A 24,031-nucleotide genomic window follows, 5' to 3' on the forward strand; every position below is an offset into this window, starting at 1 on the left:
GCCTACGTCCCGCCTCTTTCGAAGACCCCGCCTGTTGTGAACGTCCTGTCCGTTGCGAAGATCCCGCCTGTTCCCTACGTCCCGTCTCTTTCCAGGATCTCGCCTGTTGTGAACGCGCCGCCCGCGACATCCGTCCCTCTCGCACGCCCTGCACTCCTCCCACCACGTCCGCCGCTCCACCGTCCGCGCGTTCCCGTCGGCGCCGTCGCCCGGGCCTCCCGCGTGACAACGGACCCCTCCTGCTCGCCGGCTCCCCCCGTGGGGGACGCCCCCTGGCCCCGCGCGGTTCGTTCCGCCGCTTGCGTACGGCTGTCACGACCGCCCGCGGCGGGTGCCGCCCGCGATCGGCACCACAGCCGTCTGTGCGCGCCCTGTCCCGACCCGGTCGGCGCGCTGTGTGATCCCCGCCGGTGTCCAGGCGGTATCCCGGTCGCCCCCGTTGGCACCCCGTACGGATCGGGTCCGCACCCGGGATGAGCACCGCTTTCCCGTCGGCTCCGGTTACCGTCGGGACCATGGCAGGCACTTCCGGCTCCACCCCGTCCCGCCCCTCTTCCGCCGGTTCCTCCGGCGCCGGTTCCCCTTCCGCGGATTCCTCCGGCGGGGGAGCCTCCCCCCACGAAGGCTCCGGCCCTGGCAGCGCCGGCCGCTACGGCCCCGCCGACACGGCCCGTTGGGTCACCGAACCCGACAAACGCCCCGGCCGGACGGCGTTCCAGCGCGACAGGGCCCGTGTCCTGCACTCCTCGGCCCTGCGCAGGCTGGCCGGGAAGACCCAGGTCGTCACCCCCGGCGCGCCCGGCGAGGAGTGGGACGCGAGCCCGCGCACCCGGCTCACCCACTCCCTCGAATGCGCCCAGGTGGGCCGTGAACTCGGGGCGGCCCTGGGCTGCGACCCCGACCTGGTGGAAGCGGCCTGCCTCTCCCACGACATGGGGCATCCGCCCTTCGGCCACAACGGGGAACGCGTTCTCGACCAGTTCGCCGCGGACTGCGGCGGGTTCGAGGGCAACGCCCAGTCCCTGCGGCTCCTCACCCGGATCGAGCCGAAGCGCTTCGCCGCGCCCGGCGCCGCTGCCCGGCCCCGTGACGGCTCCGCTCCCGCTTCCCCCGCATCGCCCGGCCCCGGCACCTCCCAGGTGGGTGTGGGTCTCAACCTGACCCGCGCGGCGCTCGACGCCGCCACCAAGTACCCCTGGCCGCGCGGTGGGGCGCCCGCGGCCACTCCGGCGGGCCACGTCAAGTTCGGTGTGTACGAGGACGACCTGCCGGTGTTCGCCTGGGTGCGCGAGGGCGTCCCCGAGGGCCGTACCTGCTTCGAGGCGCAGGTCATGGACTGGTCCGACGATGTGGCGTACTCCGTCCACGACTTCGAGGACGGTCTGTACGCCGGGTACATCGACCCCGCGGCCCTGGCCTCGCCCACCGAGCGCCAGGCGATCTGGGCCGTGGCCGTGGGCCGTTACACGGACCCCGGTACCGATCCCGCGGAACTGTCCGCCGCGCTCGACCGCCTGATGGCGCAGGAGTGGTGGCCCGACGTCTACGACGGTTCGGCCGTCGCCCAGGGCAGGGTCAAGGACGCCGCCAGTGAGCTCATCGGCAGGTTCTGCCTGAGCGCCGAGGGTGCGACGCGCGCCGCGTACGGTCCGGGGCCGCTGACCCGCTACGGTGCGCGGCTCGTGGTCCCGCGCCCCGCCCGGCTCGAATGCGCCGTCCTCAAGGCGGTGGCGGACCGGTACGTCATGCAGCGGCCCGAGCAGGAGGCGATCCGGGCCGACCAGCGGGTCGTCCTCACGGAACTCGCGCACACGCTCGTCGAACGCGCGCCGCACGGCCTGAACCCGCAGTTCCGCGCCCTGTTCGAGGCGGCAGCGGACGACGCGGCCCGCAAACGGGCCGTGGTGGACCAGATCGCCTCTCTCACGGACGCGGCCGCCCGGGCTCTGCACGCACGCGTCACCACCCGCCCGTAACGACACGATCGGCAGCCCGCCGTCGCCAGCCCGTAGCCGGCACTGCGTCCGGCAGCCCGCAGTCGGCGCGGCGTCCGTCCACCGGCCGCGGCCGTCCACCGGCCGCGTCCGTCCGCGGGCCGGCGCAGGCCGGACGCCGACAGCCCGGCCCCCAGCCGCCCTTCACACGCCCCGACCGCCCGGACGTGATCGCCCCCGCGGCACCTCGTGGCCCGCCCCGCCTGAGCACCGGTGCCCTGCGGCGCTCCACAGCCCGCCCCGCCTCCGCACCGGTGCCCCGGCATGCGGCAAGATCGACTCGACATCCATCCGTCATCCGCCGGCTGCCCTCCGGCCGCACAGGATCCACGCACCGTCCGCTCACCACCGACCCCCCCACACGCCCCGACGGCCGCCGGCCCTCCCTCGTCACCGGACACGCTCGTGCGGAACCGGTGGTATCCGGCATCACCGTCCGAAACGGGGCAAGAAGACACTCCCGTGGAGCACTCCCTCTTCCGCCATCACGCTCCGTGCGGGACGCTCGCAGATGGCGGCAGCACTACGAGGAGGCATCAAGTGGTCGACGCACATCGCACATTCGTCATCGTCGGTGGCGGTCTAGCGGCGGCGAAAGCGGCGGAGACCCTCCGCGTGGAGGGATTCACCGGCCGAGTGATCCTGATCGGTGACGAGCGCGACCACCCCTACGAGCGCCCCGCACTCTCCAAGGGCTATCTCGTGGGCAAGGACGAGCGTTCCAGCGTCTTCGTCCACGACCCCGCCTGGTACGCGAAGAACGAGGTGGAGCTGCATCTCGGGCAGACCGTCACCTCCGTCGACCGCGAGGGCCACGCCGTCCACCTCGGCGACGGCAGCTCGGTGCGGTACGACAAACTGCTGCTCGCCACGGGCGCCGAGCCCCGGCGGCTGGACGTCCCCGGCACCGGGCTCGCCGGCGTGCACCATCTGCGCCGGCTCGCGCACGCCGAGCGGCTGCGCCAGGTCCTGACCTCCCTCGGCCGTGACAACGGCCACATCGTCATCGCGGGCGCGGGCTGGATCGGCCTCGAAGTCGCCGCGGCCGCCCGTACATACGGGGCGGAGGTCACCGTCGTCGAGGGCGAGGCCACCCCGCTGCACCGGGTCATCGGCCCCGAGATCGGGCAGTTGTTCACCGACCTGCACGCCGAGCACGGAGTCCGTTTCCACTTCGGCGCGCGGCTCACCGAGATCGTCGGGCAGGACGGGGTGGTCCTGGCGGCCCGCACGGACGACGGGGAGGAACATCCGGCGCACGATGTGCTCGCCGCGATCGGCGCCGCGCCCCGGGTCGCCCTCGCCGAGGCCGCGGGACTCGCGCTCGCGGACCGGGCCGAGGGCGGGGGTATCGCTGTGGACGCGGCTCTGCGGACCTCGGACCCGGACATCCACGCGGCGGGCGACGTGGCGTCCGTGCCGTCCCCGTGGGGTGCTGCGGCCGGCGGCCGGGTTCGCGTCGAGCACTGGGCGAACGCGCTGCACGCGGGTCCGGTCGCCGCCCGCGCGATGCTCGGGCAGGACGTCACGTACGACCGTGTCCCGTACTTCTTCTCGGACCAGTACGACCTCGGCCTTGAGTACTCGGGCTGGGCGCCGCCCGGCGCGTACGACGAGGTGGTGGTGCGCGGGGACACCGGCAAGCGGGAGTTCATCGCGTTCTGGCTGAGGGGCGGCAAGGTGCTCGCCGGGATGAACGTCAACGTGTGGGATGTGACGGAGGACATCCAGCGCCTGATCCGCTCGGGCGTGCCCGCCGACACCCAGGCCCTCGCCGACCCGTCCGTACCGCTGGGCGGGATCGGGCGCTGAGTTCGCCGCCCGGGGGATGCCGGGCACCCCGCCCGGCGCGGGAGTACCCGTTCGTCCCCGTAGGATTCAGGCGTGGCCGGCAGGATCAACGATGACGACGTGAAGGCGGTTCGGGACGCGGTCCCGATCGACGCCGTCGTTTCCGAGTACCTCCAGCTGCGCAACGCGGGCGGCGGCAACCTCAAGGGCCTGTGCCCCTTCCACGACGAGAAGTCCCCGTCCTTCCAGGTCAGTCCGAGCAAGGGTCTCTTCCACTGCTTCGGCTGCCAGGAGGGCGGGGACACCTTCGCCTTCGTGATGAAGATCGACCATCTCTCGTTCTCCGAGACGGTCGAGCGCCTGGCGGTGCGCGCCGGCATCACGCTGCGGTACGAGGAGGGCGGCTACAACCCGTCGAGCCAGCGCGGGGAGCGTACGCGCCTGGTCGAGGCGCATGTGAGTGCCGCCCGGTTCTACGTGGAGCAGCTGGACTCCCCGGAGGCCGAGATCGGCCGGAAGTTCCTCGCCGAGCGCGGTTTCGACCAGGCCGCGGCGGAGCACTTCGAGGTCGGCTACAGTCCGGCCGGCTGGGACCACCTCACCCGGTTCCTGCGTGGGAAGGGTTTCACCGACCGCGAGTTGATCATGTCCGGCCTCTCGCAGGACGGCAGGCGCGGCCCGATCGACCGCTTCCGGGGCCGTTTGATGTGGCCCATCAGGGACATCTCGGGTGATGTCGTCGGATTCGGTGCGCGCCGCCTGCGCGAGGACGACAACGGGCCCAAGTACCTGAACACGCCCGAGACGCCCATCTACAAGAAGTCCCAGGTCCTCTACGGCGTCGACCTGGCCAAGAAGGACATCGCCAAGGCGAGCAGGGCCGTCGTCGTCGAGGGCTACACGGACGTCATGGCGTGCCATCTCGCCGGGGTCACCACCGCCATCGCGACCTGCGGCACGGCGTTCGGCGGCGACCACATCAAGATCCTCCGCCGGCTGCTGATGGACAACGGCAGCGCCCGGGTGATCTTCACCTTCGACGGCGACGCGGCGGGCCAGAAGGCGGCCCTGCGCGCCTTCGAGGACGACCAGAAGTTCGCCGCCGAGACGTACATCGCGATCGCCCCGGACGGCATGGACCCCTGCGAACTGCGCCTCGCCAAGGGCGACTCGTCCGTCCAGGACCTGGTGCAGCCACGCACCCCGCTGTTCGAGTTCGCCATCCGCCAGATCGTGAGCCGCTACGACCTGGAGGTCCCGGCGGGCCGGGCGGCGGCGCTCGACGAGGCCGCGCCGATCGTCGCGCGCATCAAGAACTCCGCGTCGCAGCACGAGGTCGCGGTGCAACTGGCCGGGATGCTCGGCATCCTCGACACGCAGTTCGTCGTCAAGCGCGTGTCCCAGCTGGCGCGCTGGGCCCGCGACCGGGGCGGCCGGGGCCCCGCGCCGGGGCCGGGCCAGGGCCAGGGCGCGGACCAGAGTCGGACCGGCCCCGGCGGCGGGTCCGGCCGGCCGGGCCCCGATGAGCGCAGGGGGCCCTCGGGCCCCGCGCTGTACCTGCGCAACCCGGTCTACGCGACCGAGCGCGAGCTGCTGAAGCTCGCGCTCCAGCGCCCCGAACTCGTGACGCCCGCCTTCGACGCCTACGAGACCGACGAGTTCACGGCCCCGCCGTACGCGGCGGTGCGGGCGTGCATCGACGAGGTGGGCGGCGCCGAGATGGGCCGCGCCGATGTCCGGGACTACCTGGCGCGGGTCCGCGAGGCGGCCCCCGACGACACGGTGCGCAAACTGGTGACCGAGCTGGCCGTGGAGGTCTTCCGCGGCAAGACCATCGACGAGCTGTACGCGGGCCAGCAGCTCGTGCAGGTCCGCATCCGGGCCGTCGACCGCCGTATCCAGGACGTCACGTCGTCCCTGACGCGCCTCGGCAACGGAGGCGACCCGCAGCAGTACGCGGCCGTGCAGAGCGAACTGTGGGTGCTGCAGCAGTACGGTCAGGCCCTGCGAAACAACGGCGTCGACGCCCTGTAAGCCCCGCCACCCACCGCCGGTACGGCCCCGGGCGCCGCGCCCCCTCCCGGGGCCCCGCGCCTCGTACCCGCCGCGTCCCTTCCCCGGGCTCCGCGCCCTGTACCCGAAGCCCTTCCCCGGGTCCACGCGTGACGTCCCCGGCCTCCGCGCGCCGTCCCAGGGCCCTGCCACGGCGTCGCCGGGTTGCCCCCGTGGCCGGCGGCGCTGACCTCCGGTGGTGGGCCGCGACGGCCTCCCCGGCCGTCCGCGGTGGCTCCCGGCCCTCCGGGGGCCCGCCGCGACGGCCTCCCGCGCGCCGGGTAAAAAGTGCGCGCACGCCCCTCGTGGCGGCGATGTGCCGTACGCCACACTGAGGGCGGGTTCTTGCTGCCGCACACTCCCGAGCCCGGCAGCGACCATCTGGAGGTCGCCTCGTGCAGACCCAGACACTGACCGCACCGGACGTGCCCCACTCCTCCCGGACACCCGACGGGCCCGGCGCCCCCGGCCTGCCCGAGGCGCGGGATCCGGGGGACACCCACGACGTCCCGGACGTGCCGGAGCCCCCTGGGCGCCGCCCCGGGGCGTACGTCGGCACCGGCGCCGCCTCCTCCGACCTGCTGCGCCAGTACCTGCGTGAGATCGGCCGGGTGCGGCTGCTGACCGCGGTGGAGGAGGTCGAACTCGCCCGGCGGGTCGAGGCCGGTCTGTTCGCGGAGCACAAGCTCGAAACGGTGCCGGGCCTGGACGAGCGCCTCGCACTGGACCTCGACCGGATCGTCGTCCTCGGCCGGATGGCCAAACGCCGTCTCATCGAGGCGAATCTGCGGCTCGTGGTCTCGGTGGCCAAGCGCTACGTGGGCCGCGGGCTGACCATGCTCGACCTCGTCCAGGAGGGCAACCTCGGACTGATCAGGGCGGTCGAGAAGTTCGACTACGCGCGCGGCTACAAGTTCTCCACCTACGCGACCTGGTGGATCCGGCAGGCCATGTCCCGCGCCCTCGCCGACCAGGCCCGGACCATCCGGGTGCCCGTGCACGTGGTCGAACTGATCAACCGCGTGGTGCGGGTACAGCGCCGGATGCTGCAGGAACAGGGATACGAACCGACGCCGGCCGAGGTCGGGGCGCAGCTCGGACTCGCACCCGAGCGGGTCGGCGAGGTCCTGCGGCTCGCCCAGGAGCCCGTCTCGCTGTACGCGCCGATCGGCGAGGAGGAGGACCTCGCGCTGGGCGACCTGATCGAGGACGGTGACGCCGCGTCGCCGGTCGAGTCCGCGGCGTTCCTGCTGCTCCGCCGGCACCTGGAGGCGGTGCTCTCGACGCTCGGCGAGCGTGAGCGCAAGGTCATCCAGCTCCGCTACGGCCTGACCGACGGCCGCCCCCGCACGCTGGAGGAGATCGGGCAGATCTTCGGCGTGACCCGGGAGCGGATACGGCAGATCGAGTCCCGCACGCTCGGCAAGCTCCGCGACCACGCCCTCGCCGACCAGCTCCGCGGCTACCTCGACTGACCCGCGCGGACCGGGTGGCCACGCGCACACGGTGCACACGCGCACACGGTCGCCGGCCGACGTGGCTTCGAAGGGCGCCGGGCGGCGCCGGCGCCGGGCATGAGGAAGCCCGCCCTCCGGTCCGAAGGCGGGCTTCGGCTGTGCGGGCGGGGCCCGATCTCACAGCTCTACGGGAACAACGCGATTCCCACGATCACCAGGAGAACGATGACGAGGACGATGGCACCGGCAGACCAGCTGCCCTGATGCTTCACACCCTTGGACCTGCCTCCGCGAGGCCTGTCCTCCTGGAGCGTGGGGTGCTGCGGCCTTCCGTGCTTGTAGAACGTGTCCGCCATGAGAACCCCCTTATGGTGGTCTCGATCACTCCTACGACCCGATTACCCGCAATTCGGACAAGCATGCACAGGCCCCTCCGGCCCTCTCCCGTCGCCGCGCCCAGGGGGCGGCCCGGTACGGCGCGGGGCGGACCGGAGCAGCGCCCACGTCGGTGCCGCGCCGCCGACGTACCGGATCGGAGCCGCGTCCGTAACGCACTGGAGCCCCGTCCGTACCGGACCGGAGCCGTGCTCGCGCCGGAGGCCGGAGACAGCGGAGGGCGCCCCCGCCGCGCCGCATCACTGCGTCGCCGTGGGAGCGCCCTGTGCCATGACGGCAGCGGGCCCGCGCCGCCGTCAGTCGACCTCGGCCACCGCCTGGGCGAACTGGGCCTGGTACAGACGCGCGTACGCGCCGCCCGCCGTGAGCAGTTCCTCGTGCGTCCCCTGCTCCACGATCGAGCCGCTCTCCATCACGAGGATCACGTCCGCGTCGCGGATGGTGGACAGCCGGTGCGCGATCACGAAGCTCGTCCTGCCGTGCGCGAGCCGCGCCATCGCCTTCTGGATGAGGACCTCCGTACGGGTGTCCACCGAGCTCGTCGCCTCGTCGAGGACCAGGATCACCGGGTCGGACAGGAACGCCCGCGCGATGGTGATCAGCTGCTTCTCACCGGCGCTGACGCCCGAGCCCTCGTCGTCGAGCACCGTGTCGTAGCCCTCGGGCAGCGTGCGCACGAAGCGGTCCGCGTGCGCGGCACGCGCCGCCTCCTCGACCTCTTCCCGCGACACCTCGCGGGAGGCCCCGTACGCGATGTTCTCCGCGATCGTTCCGCCGAACAGCCAGGTGTCCTGCAGCACCATCCCTATCCCGGAGCGCAGTTGCTCGCGGGTCATGTCCCGCACGTCGACGCCGTCGAGCGTGATCCGCCCTGCCGACACCTCGTAGAACCGCATCAGCAGGTTGACCAGCGTGGTCTTGCCGGCGCCCGTGGGGCCGACGATCGCGACCGTCTGACCGGGCTCGACCGCCAGCGACAGGTCTTCGATCAGCGGCTTCTCCGGGTCGTAGCGGAACGCGACCTTCTCCAGTGCGACCCGGCCGCGCGGCGGGGTGAGCATCTTGCGCTCCGGGCCGTCCGGCTCCTGCTCCTCGGCGTCCAGCAACTCGAAGATCCGCTCGGCCGACGCCACGCCCGACTGCACGAGGTTCGCCATCGAGGCGACCTGCGTGAGGGGCTGCGAGAACTGCCGCGAGTACTGGATGAACGCCTGCACGTCACCGATGGACAGCGCGCCCGACGCCACCCTGAGGCCGCCGACGACCGCGACCAGCACGTAGTTGAGGTTCGAGATGAACATCATCAGCGGCTGCATGATGCCGCTGTTGAACTGCGCCTTGAACGCCGCCTCGTACAGCAGCTCGTTCTGTTCCTCGAACGCGGCGGCGGACTCCTCCTGCCGGCCGAACGTCTTCACCAGCGAATGCCCCGTGTACATCTCCTCGATGTGGGCGTTGAGCTTGCCGGTGACGCGCCACTGCTGCACGAACTGCGGCTGCGACCGCTTGCCGATCCTCGTCGCCACCAGCACCGACAGCGGCACGGTGACCAGCGCGACCAGCGCCAGCAGCCACGAGATCCAGAACATCATCACGATGACGCCGACGATCGTCAGCAGCGAGTTGACCATCTGCCCCATCGTCTGCTGCATCGTCTGCGCGAGGTTGTCCACGTCGTTCGTCGCGCGGCTGAGCACCTCACCGCGCCGCTGCCGGTCGAAGTACGACAGCGGCAGGCGGGCCAGCTTCGCCTGGATGTCCTGCCGCATCCGGTACACGGTGCGGTTGATGATCCGGATCGACATCCGCTGCGCCACCAGCATCAGCAGCCCCGCCGCCAGGTAGACCAGCAGCGCCGTCAGCAGCGTCGTCCCGATCTTGTCGAAGTCGATGCCGTGCCCCGGCACGAAGTCGACACCCGACAACAGGTCCGCGACCGAGCCCTGGCCGCGCGTGCGCAGTTCCGCGATCGCCTGCGCCTTCGTCGAGCCCTGGGGCATAGAGCGGCCGATGACACCCGCGAAGATCAGGTCGGTGGCCTTGCCGAGGATCCTCGGCCCCTCCACCGACAGGCCCACGCTCACCACGGTCGCCGCGATCATCGCCACCAGCGCCGACCGGTACTGCGTCAGCCGCCGCAGCAGACGCTTCGCCGACCCCTTGAAGTCCGCGGAGCGCTGTGCGGGCGCGCCGGCCCCCATCATCCGCCCGGGTCCTGCGCCGCTCATCAGGCCGCCTCCGCCTCGGTCAGCTGGGAGAGCACGATCTCCCGGTACGTGTCGTTGGACGCCATCAGCTCCGCGTGGCGGCCCGTGCCGACCACGCGGCCCTCGTCCAGCACCACGATCCGGTCGGCGTCCCTGATCGTCGACACGCGCTGCGCGACGATCACCACCGTCGCCTGCGCGGTCTCCCGCGCGAGCGCGGCACGCAGCGCCGCGTCCGTCGCGTAGTCCAGCGCGGAGAACGAGTCGTCGAACAGGTAGATCTCCGGGCGCTGCACCAGCGTCCGCGCGATCGAAAGCCGCTGCCGCTGGCCGCCGGAGACGTTGGTGCCGCCCTGGGCGACCGGCGCGTCGAGACCGCCCTCCAGCTTGGTGACGAACTCCTTGGCCTGCGCCACCTCCAGCGCGTGCCACAGTTCCTCGTCGGTCGCGTCGGGGTTGCCGTACCGCAGGTTGGTCGCGATCGTCCCCGCGAACAGGTACGGCTTCTGCGGCACCAGGCTCACGGTCTTCGCCAGGAGCCGCGCCTCCAGTTCGCGCACGTCCTGCCCGTCCACCAGGATCTGGCCCGTCGTGACGTCCATCAGCCGCGGTACGAGGGAGAGCAGGGTCGACTTGCCGCTGCCCGTCGAGCCGATGACGGCGGTCGTCTCGCCCGGCCGCGCGGCGAGGGTCACCGCCTTGAGTACGGATTCCTCGGCGCCGGGATAGCGGAAGTCGACGTCCCTGATCTCCAGGTGGCCGTGGGCGCGCAGCTCCCGCACCGGGCTCAGCGGCGGTACGACGCTGGAGTCGGTGGACAGCACCTCCTCGATACGCTCGGCGCAGACCTCGGCCCGCGGCACCATGATGAACATGAACGTGGCCATCATCACGGCCATCACGATCTGCATCAGGTACGACAGGAACGCGGTCAGCGCGCCGATCTGCATGTGACCGCCGTCGATACGGTGCGCGCCGAACCAGACCACGGCGATCGACGACAGGTTGACCACCGTCATCACCGTCGGGAACATCAGCGACATCAGGCGGCCCGTCGACAACTGCAGTTGGGACACCTCGGTGTTGGCGGTCTTGAAGCGCCCCTGCTCGTAGTCGTCGCGGACGAAGGCGCGGATGACGCGGTTGCCGGTGATCTGCTCGCGCAGCACCCGGTTCACGCTGTCCAGCTTCTTCTGCATCTGCCGGAACAGCGGCCGCATCCTGCGCACGATCAGGCTCACCGCGAGCGCGAGCACGGGCACCACGGCCAGCAGGATCGACGACAGCGGCACGTCCTGGCTGAGCGCCATGATGATGCCGCCGACGCACATGATCGGCGCGGACACCATCAGCGTGAACGACATGAGTGTCAGCATCTGTATCTGCTGCACGTCGTTGGTGGTCCGGGTGATCAGCGTGGGTGCCCCGAAGTGGCTCACCTCACGGGCGGAGAAGCTCTGCACCCGGTGGAAGACGGCGGAGCGCACGTCACGCCCCACCGACGACGCCGTACGCGCTCCGTAGTACACGGCGCCCATGTTGCACAGCACCTGGCCGACGGAGACGGCGAGCATGATCGCGCCGAACTCCAGGATGTAGCCCGAGTCACCGCTCACGACACCGTTGTCGATGATGTCCGCGTTGAGCGTGGGGAGGTAGAGGGTGGCGACGGTCTGGAGCAGCTGAAGCGCCACCAGCAGACCGATCGGTCGTCTGTACGGAGCGAGGTGGGTCCGTAGAAGTCGTAGGAGCACGCGGGAGTCTCTCCGGGTCGGCGGACAGAGGTCGCCCCCATCTTGCGGCACCCGGGCCCCGGATTCCCACGGAATTCCGGCGGGAGGGCCGGTGGAATGGCCAAGGCCGGGTCAAAGCACGGAGCGTTGCGACGGGTGCACCGAAAACTGTACGGCGGGGGTACGACAACGCTCCCCGGCGCCGCCGCACCCGTCCCCGGGGCGCAGGCCCGCGAGCGGGCCCGGGGCGGGACCTGCGAGAAGATCCAGGGGCCGGGACCGGTGGGAGCGCCCGGGCACCTGTCCTACGAGAGGGAGGGCTCCCCGGGACCGTCCTGCCCCGCGGCCCGCTCACCGCCCGCGCCGCCCGTCGCGCCCGTCGTCGGACCCACGGCCCCCGACCCGTCGAAGGCGCCGGGGTGGATGTGCTCGCGGGTCGCGCGGTACTGCTGCCGTACGGCCGAGCCGACCGGCAGCTCGTCACCCGGCTCGAAGACCTGCGTCGCCGCGCCCTGCCAGGCCGGCGGGGTGTCCGGCGACAGCGTGCCGCCCGCGACCCCGAGTGCCCAGGCCGCCTGCCGGGCCGCGCCGAGCGCCGCGTACTCCGCCGGCTGCGGCACCACGACCTGCGCGCCCAGCACCGACGGTGCGATGGCCTGCACGGCCGGCAGTTCGGCCGCGCCACCGAGCAGGAACACCCGCCGCACCTGAACGCCGCGCCCGCGCAGGACGTCCATCGCGTCGGCCAGCGAGCAGAGCATCCCCTCGAAGGCGGCGCGCGCCAGGTGCTCGGGCCGCATCGACTCGCGGCGCAGTCCGCTCAGGGTGCCCGCGGTGTGCGGCAGTTGCGGGGTCCGCTCGCCCTCCAGGTAAGGCAGCAGGACAAGTCCGGATGAACCGGGCGTTGACTTGAGGGCGAGCGCGGACAGCTCCGCCAGGTCCTCCGTGCCCAGCAGCTCCGCGGTGCCGCGCAGCGCCCGTACCGCGTTGCTGATGTGCACGACGGGCAGATGCATGCCGGTGGCGTCCGCGAACGACGTGATCGTGCCCGACGGGTCCGCCAGGGCCTCGCCGTGCACCGCCATCACGGACCCGGACGCTCCGAGGGAGACGACCGCGTCACCGGGCACGAGCCCGAGGCCGAACGCCGCCGCCATCGTCTCGCCGGTACCCGCCGAGATCAGCAGCCCCTCGGGGGTCGTGCCCGCGGGCTCGGCCGGAGCCAGCACCTCGGGGACGCCGATCCGGTGGCCGAGTGCCAGCTCGATGAGGTCCTGCCGGTACGCGCCGGTGCCCGCCGCCCAGTAGCCGGTTCCGGACGCGCCGCCGCGGTCCGTGGTGCGGCGCACGGGCCTGCCCAGCAACTGCCAGACGATCCAGTCGTGCGCCTGCATCACCGAGGCGACCCGCTCAGCGGCCTCCGGCTCGTGCCGGGCCAGCCAGCGCAGCTTCGCCAGGATCTGGCCGGACTGCGGAACGGCGCCCACGGCCTCCGCCCACGCCCGGCGTCCGCCGAGGGCGTCGACCAGGTCCGCCGCGGCGACCTGGGCCCGCTTGTCGTTGCCGAGCAGCGCAGGCCGCACCAGGGCGCCCTGCCGGTCGAGCGCGATCAGGGCGTGCTGCTGCGCGGAGACGCCGATGGCCTGGACGCCTTCGAGCAGCCCGCCGGACGCGGCCTCACCGAGGGAGAGCAGCCAGGCCTGCGGATCGATGTCCGCGGCCTTGGGATCCACCGGGTGCGGGGCGTACCCCTGGCGCAGGACGGCACCGGTGTCGGTGTCGCAGACGACGATGCGTGTGGCCGCGGACGAGCTGTCGAGACCGGCGACTATTCCCATGGCACAGGATTCTACGGACAGCGGTCGGCGGGCCCCGACGCCCGTCGAAGCCCGCCGACCTGATGTCCGATTGTCCGGCCGCCCGCGCGGGGAGCAGGCCCGAGGCTCAGGTGTTGCTGCTGCCCCAGTCGTCCTCGCCCGGACGACCGTTGCGCTCGCGCAGCGACCGCACCCGGTTCGCGACGGACGCGGGCACCTTGTCCTCGACCCGGCCGCTCACCGAGTGGTACGCCTTGCCGGCGAACTCGCGGCCGGTCTGCGCGGCCGTCTCCGTGGCGTTGCGCACCGCCGGGTTCTGCGAGACCTGCTGCGCGGCCTTCTTCAGCTTCTCGTAGCGCTCGCGGCCTGCGCGGGTTCCCAGAACGTATCCGAGAGCCAGACCCGCGATGAACGTGAGGCGGTACCTCATTGGCTGCCACCCTTTCCTAGCGTCGGACCGTGGGGACCATCTGCTGCCTGGTTGCTGTTGCGCCTACCCCGTCCGGCCCGGGATCACCCGACGTGACCCGGCACGATACCGATTGGCGGAGCACCCCCCTGCTTGCGCTAATGTATGTGTCGCAGCGAGCACGCGCCGCCTGGGTGACCCGGACCGGCGATGCCCGTCGCAGACGCAGCAATCCCCTGTAGCTCAATTGGCAGAGCAGCCGGCTGTTAACCGGCAGGTTACTGGTTCGAGTCCAGTCGGGGGAGCGCGGTCCCCTGTAGCTCAATTGGCAGAGCATTCGGCTGTTAACCGGAGGGTTGCTGGTTCGAGTCCAGCCGGGGGAGCACTTCTCAAAAGGACCCTTCGGGGTCCTTTTTTCTTTTCCCCGGAACCGCGGGGCAGGCAGCGTGGTCCTCAAGGTCGGAGCATGCCGACCAGCCGAGGCGGGAGATCGTATGACCGGCTATGCTGCGGCAGACGGCGCGTACACATGTGCGCGACGCGCCGTGTGGGGGCGGTAGCTCAGCCGGTTAGAGCAGCGGACTCATAATCCGTCGGCCGTGGGTTCGAGTCCCACCCGCCCCACTCGAACGAATGTACTGATGGGCGATCAGGTTCACGTTTTGCCGTCGCGCGGGATCCATTGTCCCCTCCGCTGAGTCGCGGGCCCCTTTCGCAAGGACTGCCCCGCCCAGCCTCAAAATCCGTACGTGGTCGAATCCCGTACGCGTGTCAAAGCCCGCACGCGCAGCGAAGCCCGTACGGCCTCCCAAGCCCCCAGGAGCAGGCCGCTCCGGTCATGCGGAGACCTGCCCCGGGCCCCCGCACCACCCTCCGGTCAGGCCAGTCGGGCCTTCTCGAACACGGTGACCGCTTCTTCGATCGGCGGCAGGGCGTCGAGGGAAGCGGCCGTCCGGCGCGCCGCGGCGGCGAACGCGGGCTCGGAGAGCACCCGGACGAGAGCGGCACGCACCGGAGCCGCGTCGAACGGGGCGTCAGTGCCGGGGTCCACGGACAGGCCGGCACCCGTCGACGCCACCCCCGTCGCGTTGCCCGGCGCGTCGCCCCCGTGCGGCACGATCACCGACGGCAGCCCGGCGGAGAGGACCTCCATGACGTTGCCCATCCCGCCGTGGTGGATCACCGCGGTCGCCTCGCGCAGGACCTGTTCCTGGAGCACCCAGTCCACGACGTGCGCGTTGGGGGGCAGTGCAGGCCAGGCCTGTTCGTCGGGGTTGCCGCCGTAGGTGACGAGCAGGCGCACGGGCAGGTCCGCCACGGCCTCGACGATCGCCCGCAGCCGGGCCCGGTGAACGGCATCGCGCATGAGGACGGTGCCGAAGGTGACGTACACGAGGGGGTCCTCGCCGTTCGTCCACCACTGCGGCAGGTTCTCGGCGACGGCCCCCGCGCCGGCCGTGCGGAACCGGTGGATCTCGGCCGGGGCCGCGGTGTAGGGCTCGTCGAGGAACTCCGGCAACCGGGTCAGGCAGGGCGTGCGCAGGCAGTGCCCTTCGGGGTCGGGCGGAAGACCGACGGATTCGCGCAGCCGGGAGACCGCCCCGGCGGCCTCGTCCCGTACGGACAGGAGAATGCCGGTACGGCTGTGCAGCATCTGCACGTGGGGGACCGACCGCAGGTCGGCGGCGACCGCCGAGGCGAATTCCACGGCGTCGCGGAAGATCACATCAGGCTGCCAGGCGTCGATCGCGGCGAGGACCCCGGGCAGGAACGCCCGTGCCGCGACATCGCCCCAGACCTGGCGGACCATGATCTCCCTGATCCTCCCGGGCTCGCGGGCGATCGCGTCGTGGAACGGCGCGAGCACGTCGGGGGCGATGTCGTCGCACTCCCAGAGACCGAGGCCGGCGTCCTTCACCAGGTGAGCGGCGGAGCGGGGGGTCGCGACCTGGACCTCGTGCCCTGCGGCGACGCAGGCCCGGGCGAAGGGAAGCATGGGGCGCAGATGCCCGGCCTCGGCGGTCGACGACATGAGGATGCGCATGGTGCTCTCTTTCGGGCCGCCTGCCCGGCGGAGATATGAGGAATGAAAAAAATGAGAATGTCGGGCCTGCAGTCTAGATCGCCGGGCCCCGCGTCGACGCGGCGGGCGTAGGGCCCCGCTTCCTCCGTGGTGGTCGATCGGCGCCCAGGAGGGCGGCGGCCCCGTCGAGGACGAGGACAGCGCCCACTGCCCCGCGTTCGGCGCCGAGTCGGACCCGGGACCGCTCCCGTGCCCCCGGGCGGGCCTCCCCACGCGGTGCGCGCGATCGTGGCCGAGCCGGAGACGACGCGCCCGCGCCCCGCGCCCTGCGCCGCGCCGCGGGAGCCGCCGGGCGCGCACTCCCGGCTCCCTGCGGGCCGGCGCCCGCCCCCGGCCGGCGGGGACGGGCGCCGGAATCGGTGTACGGGCCCCGGGGCCGTCCGGGACGGGCGGTCACCGCTCCGTGCGGAAGTAGGCCCACGAGGAGCGGGAGTCGAGGCGGGAAGCGGTCCTGAGCCACCGCGTGCCGTTGTGGTGGATCGCCGGGTAGCGCCCCTGCTCATCCGCGAACAGCAGGCCGTACCGGGTGGGGAACACCGCGAAGACGGTGGCGTCCGACTCCTTCGAGAGGCGGACTCCGTTGGCCCCCGCGGCGTGCCACCAGGAGTGGTGGACGTAGTGGGAGAAGGTCTGCTCGATGGTGTAGCCGTGGCCCCTGCGGTGGAAGACGACGCGGTCCCCCCTGTCGCCCCGCCTCTCACCGAGGAGGACGTAGTCCCGGTTCAGGTGCACCGCGATGTGGACGCCGCTGTCCTCGGCCGGGTCGATCAGATGGACGCGGGTGCCCACCGGCACGGGAGCGACCGGCCGTACCGCGGCGGCCGGGTGGGGAGCGGGGTGCCGGGCGGTCGCCGCGGGGGCGGGTCCGGCGGCGACGAGGGGCAGCGCGGCGAGCAGGGCGAGGCCGAGGGCTCGCAGGATCTTGGTCATGCGAACGTCGTAGCGGGGCGGACGAGGAACATGCCCGGGACCGGCGCAGGCGTCACCCGGACGGCCTCATCAGTCGTATCGCACGGCACGGCACGGCACGGCACGGGCGTCGGCGGGAGCGCCGGCGCCGGCATCGCCTCCGATCCGGCCGGGGCACGCGCCCGCGCCGGTGCCCCGGGTCCGTCGGCGGACGGACCCGGGGCACCGGCGGACCGCGTCGCTCAGACGCGGTCCGCCGCGATCAGGAGGTACTGGAAGGAGCCGTCCTTGTACGAGTTGATGAAGGCGTCCTCGATGCCGGTGACCAGGGACGATGTGGCGCGCAACTCCCAGTAGGGCAGGGTCGCCGCGGTCAGGTCGACGATGGCCTGCGGCACGAGGCGGTGGTCGGCCATGGCCTTCAGGTACTCCCGGCGGGAGTGGATGTTGCACTCGAAGTGCGCGTTGATCTGGGAGACCCACTTCGAGGGCTGCCCGTAACGCGGGTTCCAGCAGCCCGTGATGGTCACGTAGCGCCCGCCGACGGACAGCACGCGGGAGTGCTCGGCGAACAGGTCGTCCAGGTCGACGTACATGCTGGACTCGTTGTTCCACGAGCCCGCGGCCTCGCCCGTCGCGAAGGGCGTGTCGAGCATGTTGCACACCCGGGCGCGGACGTGGTCCTCGATGCCGAGTTCCTGGGCACGCCGGTTGGCGAACTCGGCCTGTTTGGCGGAGAGGGTGACGCCCTCGGCCTTGCATCCGAACCGCCGGTGCGCCATGACCATCGAACCGCCCCGGCCGCAGCCGGCGTCCACCACGGTGTCCTCGCGCCCGGGGGAACCGAGGTGGTCCAGGAGGACTTCGGCCTGCGCGGACTCCAGCCGGTGGAGTTCCGCGATCAGCTTCTTCTCGTACGCGCTGTCGGAGGGGTCTCCGAGGGCACCGTGGTCGACGTCGCCGATCCCGTAGTGATGGTGGTAGAGCCCGTCGACGTCGCCGAGGCGCAGGTTCACGGGCCTCGCCTCCTGGTCCCAGTAGCGGGCGATGTCGCCCTGGTACGGGGACGCCGGAGCGGGGATGAATACGGGGGTGGCGGTGGTGAGTTCGGTGCTGGTCACGGTGAAGTGCGCTCCTTACCAGAAATCGGGCAGGCTGTATCGGTAGGTGTTGGTCCGGTGCCAGTAGTGGTTGCCGTCGACCCACACGGCCACGCCCCGAAGGAAACGGAGCACGCTCGGGACGGGGCAGGCGGCCGCCAGGTCGGCTGCTTCGGTTTCGAAGCGGTGCATGAGTTCGTTGTGGACCTCGACGGCCTTCAGGTAGGCGTCCCGGTCCGAGGCGGCCTCCCGTTCGGCGATCACCACGGGCAGGTTGAGGTGCCGGCCGGGACTGTCGAGTTCCTTGGTGTACGAGTACAGGTCGTTCACGATCGTGGTGGCGTTGCCGGCGAGCGCGATGACCCGCTGCATGGCGGTCCGGGCGTGCAGGTCGGCAGGCAGTTCGTAGCCACCGACGGTGTCGGTGATGGTGGGGCAGGGGCGGAAGTTGTTGAACTGGCGCATCGCCAGGTACTCCCACACCTCGGGCACGTGGTCCGTCTCGGCCCAGGCCGCCTCGGCGAGGTAACCCAGGTGCAGACGCGCCATGTCGTGCCGGTACCGGTCGGCCTGCGAGTCGGTGGCCTGCCGGCCGAAGTACTCCATGGCGGAGCGGTAGGCGCGCCGGGGCCCGTCCGAGCCGAGTGAACTCGCCCAGTGCGGCTCGTACTCGCCGGTCGTGTACAGCGGGTCGAGGGCGGTGTGTGCCAGCAGGAGCCGGCTGCCGAGTCCGACGGGTGAGCCGCCGTGGTCCTCGCAGTAGCAGTCGTCGACCGCGTTCTCGGCGACCATCAGCCGCGTGGCGATCATCAGGTGCTCGACGGTGGGGGCGTCGGGATGGCAGGCGACCATGTAACGGCCGACGGAGAAGCCGTCGAACTGGTCCTCCCACTCCGGGGGGAACGCCTGGACCTCGTCCACCGCCCAGGCCTTGATCCTGCGGCTGACCTCCGCCACCCGCTCCGGGTCGGGCGGCTGGACCGGGTGGTGGTAGAGGCCGGGGATCGCTGTCCCCTCCACAGCCGTCTCCTCCACCGGTGTCCCGGGCTCGGGAGGGGCGGGGGGTTGCGGTCGCCGGCCCGGACGCAGACCCGCGGTGCCCAGACCGCTCGGGCCGCACAGGATCCGCTCCAGCGCGGTGCTCGCTCCCCCGACGACCGCGGTGTCCCGCGGTGCGTGCCCGGCGACCGTCTCGTCCGGCGGTCCGGTGCCGGGTGCGGGTGCGGGAGCGGGGACGCGGGCCCCGAAAAGGGGCGGCGCGGCGGCGGGCAGGCTCGGCTGCAGAGAGGAAGGCCCGGGATCGGGCATCCGTGACTCCTTGGTGAGGTGGGTGGGCTGCCCGGGGGGCCGGGCATCGCGTGCCAGGCCGGGGACCTGGACCGGTGGCCGGCCCGCGTCGGCGGGCGGCCCGCCGGCCGTGTCGCCGAACGAGCGGGCCCGCTAGTCGCGTCCGCGGGCGATCTGCACGTCCTCCAGTACGCCGAGTGCGTCGGGCAGCAGGATGGCGGCGGAGTAATAGGTCGTGACCAGGTACGAGATGATGGCCTGCTCGCTCATGCCCATGAAGCGCACCGACAGGCCCGGCTCGTACTCGTCCGGCAGGCCGGTCTGGCGCAGGCCGATGACGCCCTGGTTCTCCTCGCCGGTCCGCATGGCGAGGATCGAGCTGGTGTTCTCCTTGGTGATGGGGATCTTGTTGCAGGGCAGGATCGGGACGCCGCGCCAGGCCGGGACCTGCTGGCCGCCGAGGTCGACGTGGTCCGGGTGCAGGCCGTAGGCGTTGAACCCGCGCCCGATCGCCGCGATCGTCCGGGGATGCGCCAGGAAGACCTTGGTGCCGCGGCGGCGGCAGAGCAGTTCGTCGAGGTCGTCCGGGGTGGGCGGGCCGGAATGGGTCTGGATCCGCTGCTTGAAGTCGGCGTTGTGCAGCAGCCCGAATTCCGGGTTGTTGACGAGCTCGTATTCTTGGCGTTCACGCAACGCCTCGATGGTGAGCCTGAGTTGCTCCTCGGTCTGGTTCATCGGACCGTTGTAGAGATCCGCGACCCTGCTGTGGACGCGCAGAACGGTCTGCGCGACCGAGAGTTCGTACTCACGCGGGTGGAGTTCGTAGTCGACGAAGGAGCCCGGCACCAGGGCTTCGCCGGTGTGGCCGGCGGACATCGGGATCTCGGCTTCGCCGTGCCGGGTCTGCGGCCGGTCGGAGAGCGAGCCGAACCATTCGAGGTGTGCCTGGAGGCCCGGTGCCGCCGCGCATACGGCGGCGAAGTCGGCGCGGGACAGGGTGAGCAGGGTGCCGGCGGTCTGGGCGGTGGCGGTGCAGTCCCACCTCGCGTCGCCGTCCAGGAGGGCGCTCTCACCGAAGCACCCGCCGTCGGCGAGGGTGGTGACGCGGACCTCGTCGCCGTACTTGCCGACGGCGCTCTGGACGATTCGGCCGTGGGCGATCAGGTGGATCCGGTCGGCGGGGGTGCCGCGCTCGACGAGTACCTCGCCGGCGCCGAAGTCCCGCTGGACGCAGCGGTCGGCGAGCGCGGTCAGCACCTCGACGTCGTCGAAGCCGCGCAGCAGGGCCAGTTCGCCGAGCTCGCGGGGGATCACCCGGACCTCGGAGCCGTTCTGGAGGAACTCGACGCGCCCGTCGCCGACGGTGTAGCTCAGCCGGCGGTTCACCCGGTAGGCGCCGCCCTTGGTCTCGACCCAGGGGAGCGTCCGCAGCAGCCACCGGGAGGTGATCTCCTGCATCTGCGGCGCGGACTTGGTCGTGGTGGCCAGGTTGCGGGCGGCCGCGGTACCCAGGCTGGACTGGCGGGGCGGCGCCGGCTGCGCTTCCGGACTGGTCTCAACGGTCATCGGGGCGAGTTCTCCTTCGCGGCGGAGGTGATCGGCGCGGGCGCGCCGACCGGTGGAAGAGGAAAAGAGGGGAATCGCCGGCAATCCGTCCGGAACACTGGGAACGGTAATGGCGCCCGGACCCAACTCGCGCGGAACCGCTGCTGAGTTACCTCGATACGGCGATCTCGGCCGGCATCAGGTTTATCGCGAGGGGCGTTGGTAATCGCGAGTGGGCGGTGCGTTCACGCCGCCTTTTCCCCTGCACGGCACCGTGCGGCACCCGTCGCACGGCGGATGCGGGCACGCGAGACGCCGTGCGGGCACGCGCGACGCCCGGGCCCCTGTGCGCGGGCCCGGGCGTCACATGACGGGTGCGGCACCTGACCCGCTGAGGGGCAGGTGCCGCGCGGTTCTCAGCCGGAGCAGGTGAGAGTGGGCGTCGCCCAGTCCCCGTGGTCGTACGCGTTGCCGTCACCGGCGTCGCCCACGACGAGGTCGAGGCTCTGCACACCGTCGAGATCGGCGCTCAGCTGCTGGGCCGGGTCCCCGCCCTTGATGGTCTTCGTGGCCGCCAGCGTCTTGCCGTCGCCGAGCACGCTGAAGGTCATGGAGCCCGAGTTCCCGGCGTCGTCGTCATTGCCGACCGTGGTGGTGAACTTCGAGCAGTTGCCGCCCAGGTAGACGGTGACATCGCTGACCGAGTTGGTTCCGAGGCCCTTGGCGTAGACCTTGCCGTCGATGGTGAGCGGCGTGCCGTCGCCGGCGTTGGTGCCGCCGACGGACTGGTCGTGCTCGACGGGACCCCAGCCGTTGGTGGACGACACGAAGTCGAGGTCGCTGACGTCGGTGGTCCCGGTCGGCGGGGGCGGGTTGGTGACCGCCACCTGGGTGTCGCCCCGCAGCCACTGCGCCACGCCGCCCTGGGCGAAGGTCGCCGTCGCGCTGATCGTCGCCGTGGACGCCTTGTCCGTGGGCGCCGTCAACTGCCAGGTGGCGACGGCACTGTGGCCGGGCTTCACCTCGCCGAACACCTGGGGCTGCGCGTCGAAGGTGAACCCGGGAGCCGTGAGGCTGAGGTTGACGCCCTGCGCCGCCTTCGCGTGCGACGGCACCGTGACGGTGGTGGACAGCGTCAGGGACTTGCCGCGCTGGACGCTCGTCGCCGACGGGGTCACCGCCAGCGAGGCGGCCGGGGTGGTGGCGGCCGTCTTCTTGAAGGAGAGGTTGTCGAACTGGTCGGTGTCGTACGACGTGAGGCCGAGCCCGCCCTGCCCCGCGGTGTAGCTGCTGTCGTGGACCGTTCCGATGTCCTTGCCGTCGACGGACGCGGTGATCGCCGAGCCGCTGAAGGACAGGCCCAGCCGGTGCCAGGTGCCGGTGCCGAGTGCGGTGGTCGCGGAACGGGTCAGCACCGTGCGCGTGCCGTTCGCGTCGCTCTTGAAGAGGGTCCAGGCGCCGGTGTCGCTGATCTGGAAGAAGTAGCCCTGCTGGTGGGACTGCGGGCGGTTCTGGGTGCCCGCGCGTCCGATCAGCTCGACCGTGCCCGGCTTGGCCAGTTCGACGTCGGACTGGAGCGAGTAGTTCGTCCAGGTGGGGTCGCCGACGAGGGTGAACGCGTCGCTGTCGTCCTGCCATTCGATCGGCTTGGTGGCCGCCATCTGCTGCAGGCACATGCCGTGGCGTCCGGCGGCGCACTTCTGGACCTCGAAGGAGCCCTGCATGTCGGAGACGTACTTCGCCTCCGTGCCGGCGGCGTCGTGGTCGAAGTCGTCCGTGTAGGGAAGGGCCAGCGCGTGCGCGGCGGGAGGCGTCGCGGTGCCCTTGCCCTGGCCGGTCGTCGTGGTGAGCGTGTAGACGTAGCCGGGCTTCATCGTCAGGGAGTACGCGCCGTCGCTCGGGGTGATGTCCTGGGTGTGGATGAAGTCCGTCGCGGGGTTCGGGTTGTTCACGTCGGTGGCCCACACGTGGACCGTGCCGGTGGACAGCCCGCCCGACACGGTGAGGTTCGCGGTCTGCGCCTCGGTGGCCGAGGTCGTCTCCAGGACCGTGGAGTAGTCCTTGCCGCCCGGGGACTTCAGCGTGATGTAACTGCCGTTGGTCTCCGAGCCGCCGAGGTAGCCGGAGGCGGAGTCGACGAACTTCCAGCCGGGCTGCGCGAACTGGGTGACCTGCGCGGTCGCCCAGGTGTTCTCGCCGATGGAGTAGTTGCCCGACCAGGGGGATCCGGCCGTCGAGAGGCCCACGGTGGAGTACGGGAGATTGGGGTAGATCGCGGCGAGCAGCGGCCAGTTGAAGTAACTGGTCATCTTGGCGTCGACGTAGCCGCGTGTGATGGAGCGGATCAGGGCGGGTGCGCCGGTGTTCATGTCCTGCGAGCCGTTCTCGGACGCCCACAGCGGTTTGCCGTTGTTCTTGGCGGTGTCGGTGCTGGAGCAGGTGTCGGCGGGGCCGCCGTCACCCTGGCAGGGGTAGTGGGCGCCGATGATCGACACCGCGTCGTTGAACGCCGGGTCCTTGGCCATGTCGTCAGCGACGTCCCAGCCGCTGTCGTCGGCCACGAGCTGCACGCCGGAGTACCCGGCGGCGTCGAGGGCGGTGCGCAACTGGACGTACCAGTCGGCGTCGTGACCGCGCTCGTTCCAGCCGCCGAGGTAGCTGATGTCCAGGCCGTGCTGCTTGGCGCAACCCAGCCAGGAGATCAGGTAGTTGATGGTGTCGGTGGACCAGAACCCGCCGTTGATCCAGCCGGGCGCCGCCCAGGCCAGCCCGTACAGGCCGATGTCCGGGTTGCGCTTCTTGGCCTGCTCGGCGAGCCAGAACTCGTAACCGGCATCACAGTTGATCTTGCCCTTGGTGTGCTCGATCGACGGCTCCGAGCCGTCGGTGGAGTTGGCGTCGCCGCCGATCTCCAGCTTCAGCAACTGGAGATCGGCCCCGTAACCGGGCTTGAAGAGGTAGTCGAGGATCTGCTTCTGCTGGGCGGCCGGATAGTCGGTCAGCAGGCGGGAGTTGCCGCCGCCGCCGCTGATCGCGCCGATGCCGTCGAAGGTGCGGCCGCTCTTGCTGCCGTCGACGCTGATCGACGTGGCGGGTGCCGCGTGGGCCGGCGTCGCGCCCGACGCCAGCAAGGCGGCCAGCAGGGCCAGCACCCAGAGGGGGATGAGTCTGCGCACATGAGTCAACACGCGGGGCATGGTTGACGCCCTTCACCAGAGGAGGATGGGGCTCAGTGTCTCTACGTGTTGAAT

The 24,031-nt window shown here is 71.5% G+C and carries 15 protein-coding genes and 3 tRNA genes; 7 read left to right on the forward strand and 11 right to left on the reverse strand.

The window, feature by feature from the left end; all coding sequences use genetic code 11:
- The first annotated feature begins 515 nt into the window (after positions 1-515).
- The 4 genes from OG310_RS24430 (at position 516) to OG310_RS24445 (ending at position 7,312) form a co-directional block, all read left to right on the forward strand.
- Positions 516-1,976, forward strand: a complete 1,461-nt coding sequence (locus OG310_RS24430; RefSeq protein ID WP_329458006.1) for a deoxyguanosinetriphosphate triphosphohydrolase — start codon at positions 516-518, stop codon at positions 1,974-1,976.
- A gap of 558 nt (positions 1,977-2,534) precedes the next feature.
- Entirely contained in the window at positions 2,535-3,806 is a 1,272-nt protein-coding gene (locus OG310_RS24435) for an NAD(P)/FAD-dependent oxidoreductase (RefSeq protein WP_329458007.1), read from the forward strand.
- A 72-nt stretch (positions 3,807-3,878) separates the two neighbouring features.
- Positions 3,879-5,819 (forward strand): DNA primase, encoded by a 1,941-nt coding sequence (dnaG, locus tag OG310_RS24440; RefSeq protein WP_329458008.1) that lies wholly within the window; start codon positions 3,879-3,881, stop codon positions 5,817-5,819.
- 413 nt (positions 5,820-6,232) lie between these two features.
- Entirely contained in the window at positions 6,233-7,312 is a 1,080-nt protein-coding gene (locus tag OG310_RS24445; RefSeq protein ID WP_443078722.1) for an RNA polymerase sigma factor, read from the forward strand.
- A 167-nt stretch (positions 7,313-7,479) separates the two neighbouring features.
- Here the strand turns inward: OG310_RS24445 and OG310_RS24450 are convergent, their stop codons facing one another.
- From OG310_RS24450 to OG310_RS24470, 5 genes are all read right to left on the reverse strand, one after another.
- Positions 7,480-7,650, reverse strand: a complete 171-nt coding sequence (locus tag OG310_RS24450; RefSeq protein WP_329458009.1) for a hypothetical protein — start codon at positions 7,648-7,650, stop codon at positions 7,480-7,482.
- A 336-nt stretch (positions 7,651-7,986) separates the two neighbouring features.
- Positions 7,987-9,918 carry an ABC transporter ATP-binding protein gene (locus tag OG310_RS24455; protein WP_329458010.1) on the reverse strand — a complete coding sequence of 644 codons (1,932 nt, stop codon included), beginning with the start codon at positions 9,916-9,918 and terminating at the stop codon, positions 7,987-7,989.
- Positions 9,918-11,651: an ABC transporter ATP-binding protein gene (locus tag OG310_RS24460; protein WP_329458011.1), complete on the reverse strand. Its 1,734-nt coding sequence runs from the start codon at positions 11,649-11,651 to the stop codon at positions 9,918-9,920. Before OG310_RS24460 ends, OG310_RS24455 begins: the two co-directional genes overlap by 1 nt.
- Positions 11,652-11,935: 284 nt before the next feature.
- Positions 11,936-13,468: a xylulokinase gene (locus OG310_RS24465; protein WP_329458012.1), complete on the reverse strand. Its 1,533-nt coding sequence runs from the start codon at positions 13,466-13,468 to the stop codon at positions 11,936-11,938.
- 106 nt (positions 13,469-13,574) lie between these two features.
- Positions 13,575-13,877, reverse strand: coding sequence for a YtxH domain-containing protein (locus OG310_RS24470; protein WP_329458013.1), 303 nt, complete (start codon positions 13,875-13,877; stop codon positions 13,575-13,577).
- A gap of 211 nt (positions 13,878-14,088) precedes the next feature.
- Here OG310_RS24470 and OG310_RS24475 point away from each other — a divergent pair.
- The 3 genes from OG310_RS24475 to OG310_RS24485 all read left to right on the forward strand — a co-directional run bounded on the left by OG310_RS24475 (position 14,089) and on the right by OG310_RS24485 (position 14,480).
- Positions 14,089-14,161, forward strand: a tRNA-Asn gene (locus tag OG310_RS24475).
- A 5-nt stretch (positions 14,162-14,166) separates the two neighbouring features.
- Positions 14,167-14,239 (forward strand) — tRNA-Asn (locus OG310_RS24480).
- Positions 14,240-14,406: 167 nt separating this feature from the next.
- Positions 14,407-14,480 (forward strand) — tRNA-Ile (locus OG310_RS24485).
- Between the two features lie 253 nt (positions 14,481-14,733).
- Here the strand turns inward: OG310_RS24485 and OG310_RS24490 are convergent.
- The 6 genes from OG310_RS24490 to OG310_RS24515 form a co-directional block, all read right to left on the reverse strand.
- Entirely contained in the window at positions 14,734-15,900 is a 1,167-nt protein-coding gene (locus tag OG310_RS24490; protein ID WP_329458014.1) for a glycosyltransferase, read from the reverse strand.
- A gap of 432 nt (positions 15,901-16,332) precedes the next feature.
- Positions 16,333-16,869 carry a hypothetical protein gene (locus OG310_RS24495; RefSeq protein ID WP_329458015.1) on the reverse strand — a complete coding sequence of 179 codons (537 nt, stop codon included), beginning with the start codon at positions 16,867-16,869 and terminating at the stop codon, positions 16,333-16,335.
- Positions 16,870-17,090: 221 nt separating this feature from the next.
- Positions 17,091-17,969 carry a geranyl diphosphate 2-C-methyltransferase gene (locus OG310_RS24500; protein WP_329458016.1) on the reverse strand — a complete coding sequence of 293 codons (879 nt, stop codon included), beginning with the start codon at positions 17,967-17,969 and terminating at the stop codon, positions 17,091-17,093.
- 15 nt (positions 17,970-17,984) lie between these two features.
- Entirely contained in the window at positions 17,985-19,256 is a 1,272-nt protein-coding gene (locus OG310_RS24505; protein WP_329458017.1) for a family 2 encapsulin nanocompartment cargo protein terpene cyclase, read from the reverse strand.
- A 132-nt stretch (positions 19,257-19,388) separates the two neighbouring features.
- On the reverse strand, positions 19,389-20,801 hold the full coding sequence (locus tag OG310_RS24510; RefSeq protein WP_329458018.1) for a family 2B encapsulin nanocompartment shell protein: 1,413 nt from the start codon (positions 20,799-20,801) through the stop codon (positions 19,389-19,391).
- A 395-nt stretch (positions 20,802-21,196) separates the two neighbouring features.
- On the reverse strand, positions 21,197-23,968 hold the full coding sequence (locus OG310_RS24515) for an NPCBM/NEW2 domain-containing protein (RefSeq protein ID WP_443078723.1): 2,772 nt from the start codon (positions 23,966-23,968) through the stop codon (positions 21,197-21,199).
- Between the last annotated feature and the right edge of the window lie 63 nt (positions 23,969-24,031).

The sequence above is a fragment of the Streptomyces sp. NBC_01497 genome (genome assembly GCF_036250695.1).
GTDB lineage: Bacteria > Actinomycetota > Actinomycetes > Streptomycetales > Streptomycetaceae > Streptomyces.

What these genes read in the sequence shown, in the direction of transcription:
- OG310_RS24430 (WP_329458006.1), top strand. Translation starts at nt 516, where the DNA reads ATGGCAGGCACTTCCGGCTCCACCCCGTCCCGCCCCTCTTCCGCCGGT.
- OG310_RS24450 (WP_329458009.1), bottom strand. Translation starts at nt 7,650, where the DNA reads ATGGCGGACACGTTCTACAAGCACGGAAGGCCGCAGCACCCCACGCTC.
- OG310_RS24455 (WP_329458010.1), bottom strand. Translation starts at nt 9,918, where the DNA reads ATGAGCGGCGCAGGACCCGGGCGGATGATGGGGGCCGGCGCGCCCGCA.
- OG310_RS24465 (WP_329458012.1), bottom strand. Translation starts at nt 13,468, where the DNA reads ATGGGAATAGTCGCCGGTCTCGACAGCTCGTCCGCGGCCACACGCATC.
- OG310_RS24470 (WP_329458013.1), bottom strand. Translation starts at nt 13,877, where the DNA reads ATGAGGTACCGCCTCACGTTCATCGCGGGTCTGGCTCTCGGATACGTT.
- OG310_RS24490 (WP_329458014.1), bottom strand. Translation starts at nt 15,900, where the DNA reads ATGCGCATCCTCATGTCGTCGACCGCCGAGGCCGGGCATCTGCGCCCC.
- OG310_RS24495 (WP_329458015.1), bottom strand. Translation starts at nt 16,869, where the DNA reads ATGACCAAGATCCTGCGAGCCCTCGGCCTCGCCCTGCTCGCCGCGCTG.
- OG310_RS24505 (WP_329458017.1), bottom strand. Translation starts at nt 19,256, where the DNA reads ATGCCCGATCCCGGGCCTTCCTCTCTGCAGCCGAGCCTGCCCGCCGCC.
- OG310_RS24510 (WP_329458018.1), bottom strand. Translation starts at nt 20,801, where the DNA reads ATGACCGTTGAGACCAGTCCGGAAGCGCAGCCGGCGCCGCCCCGCCAG.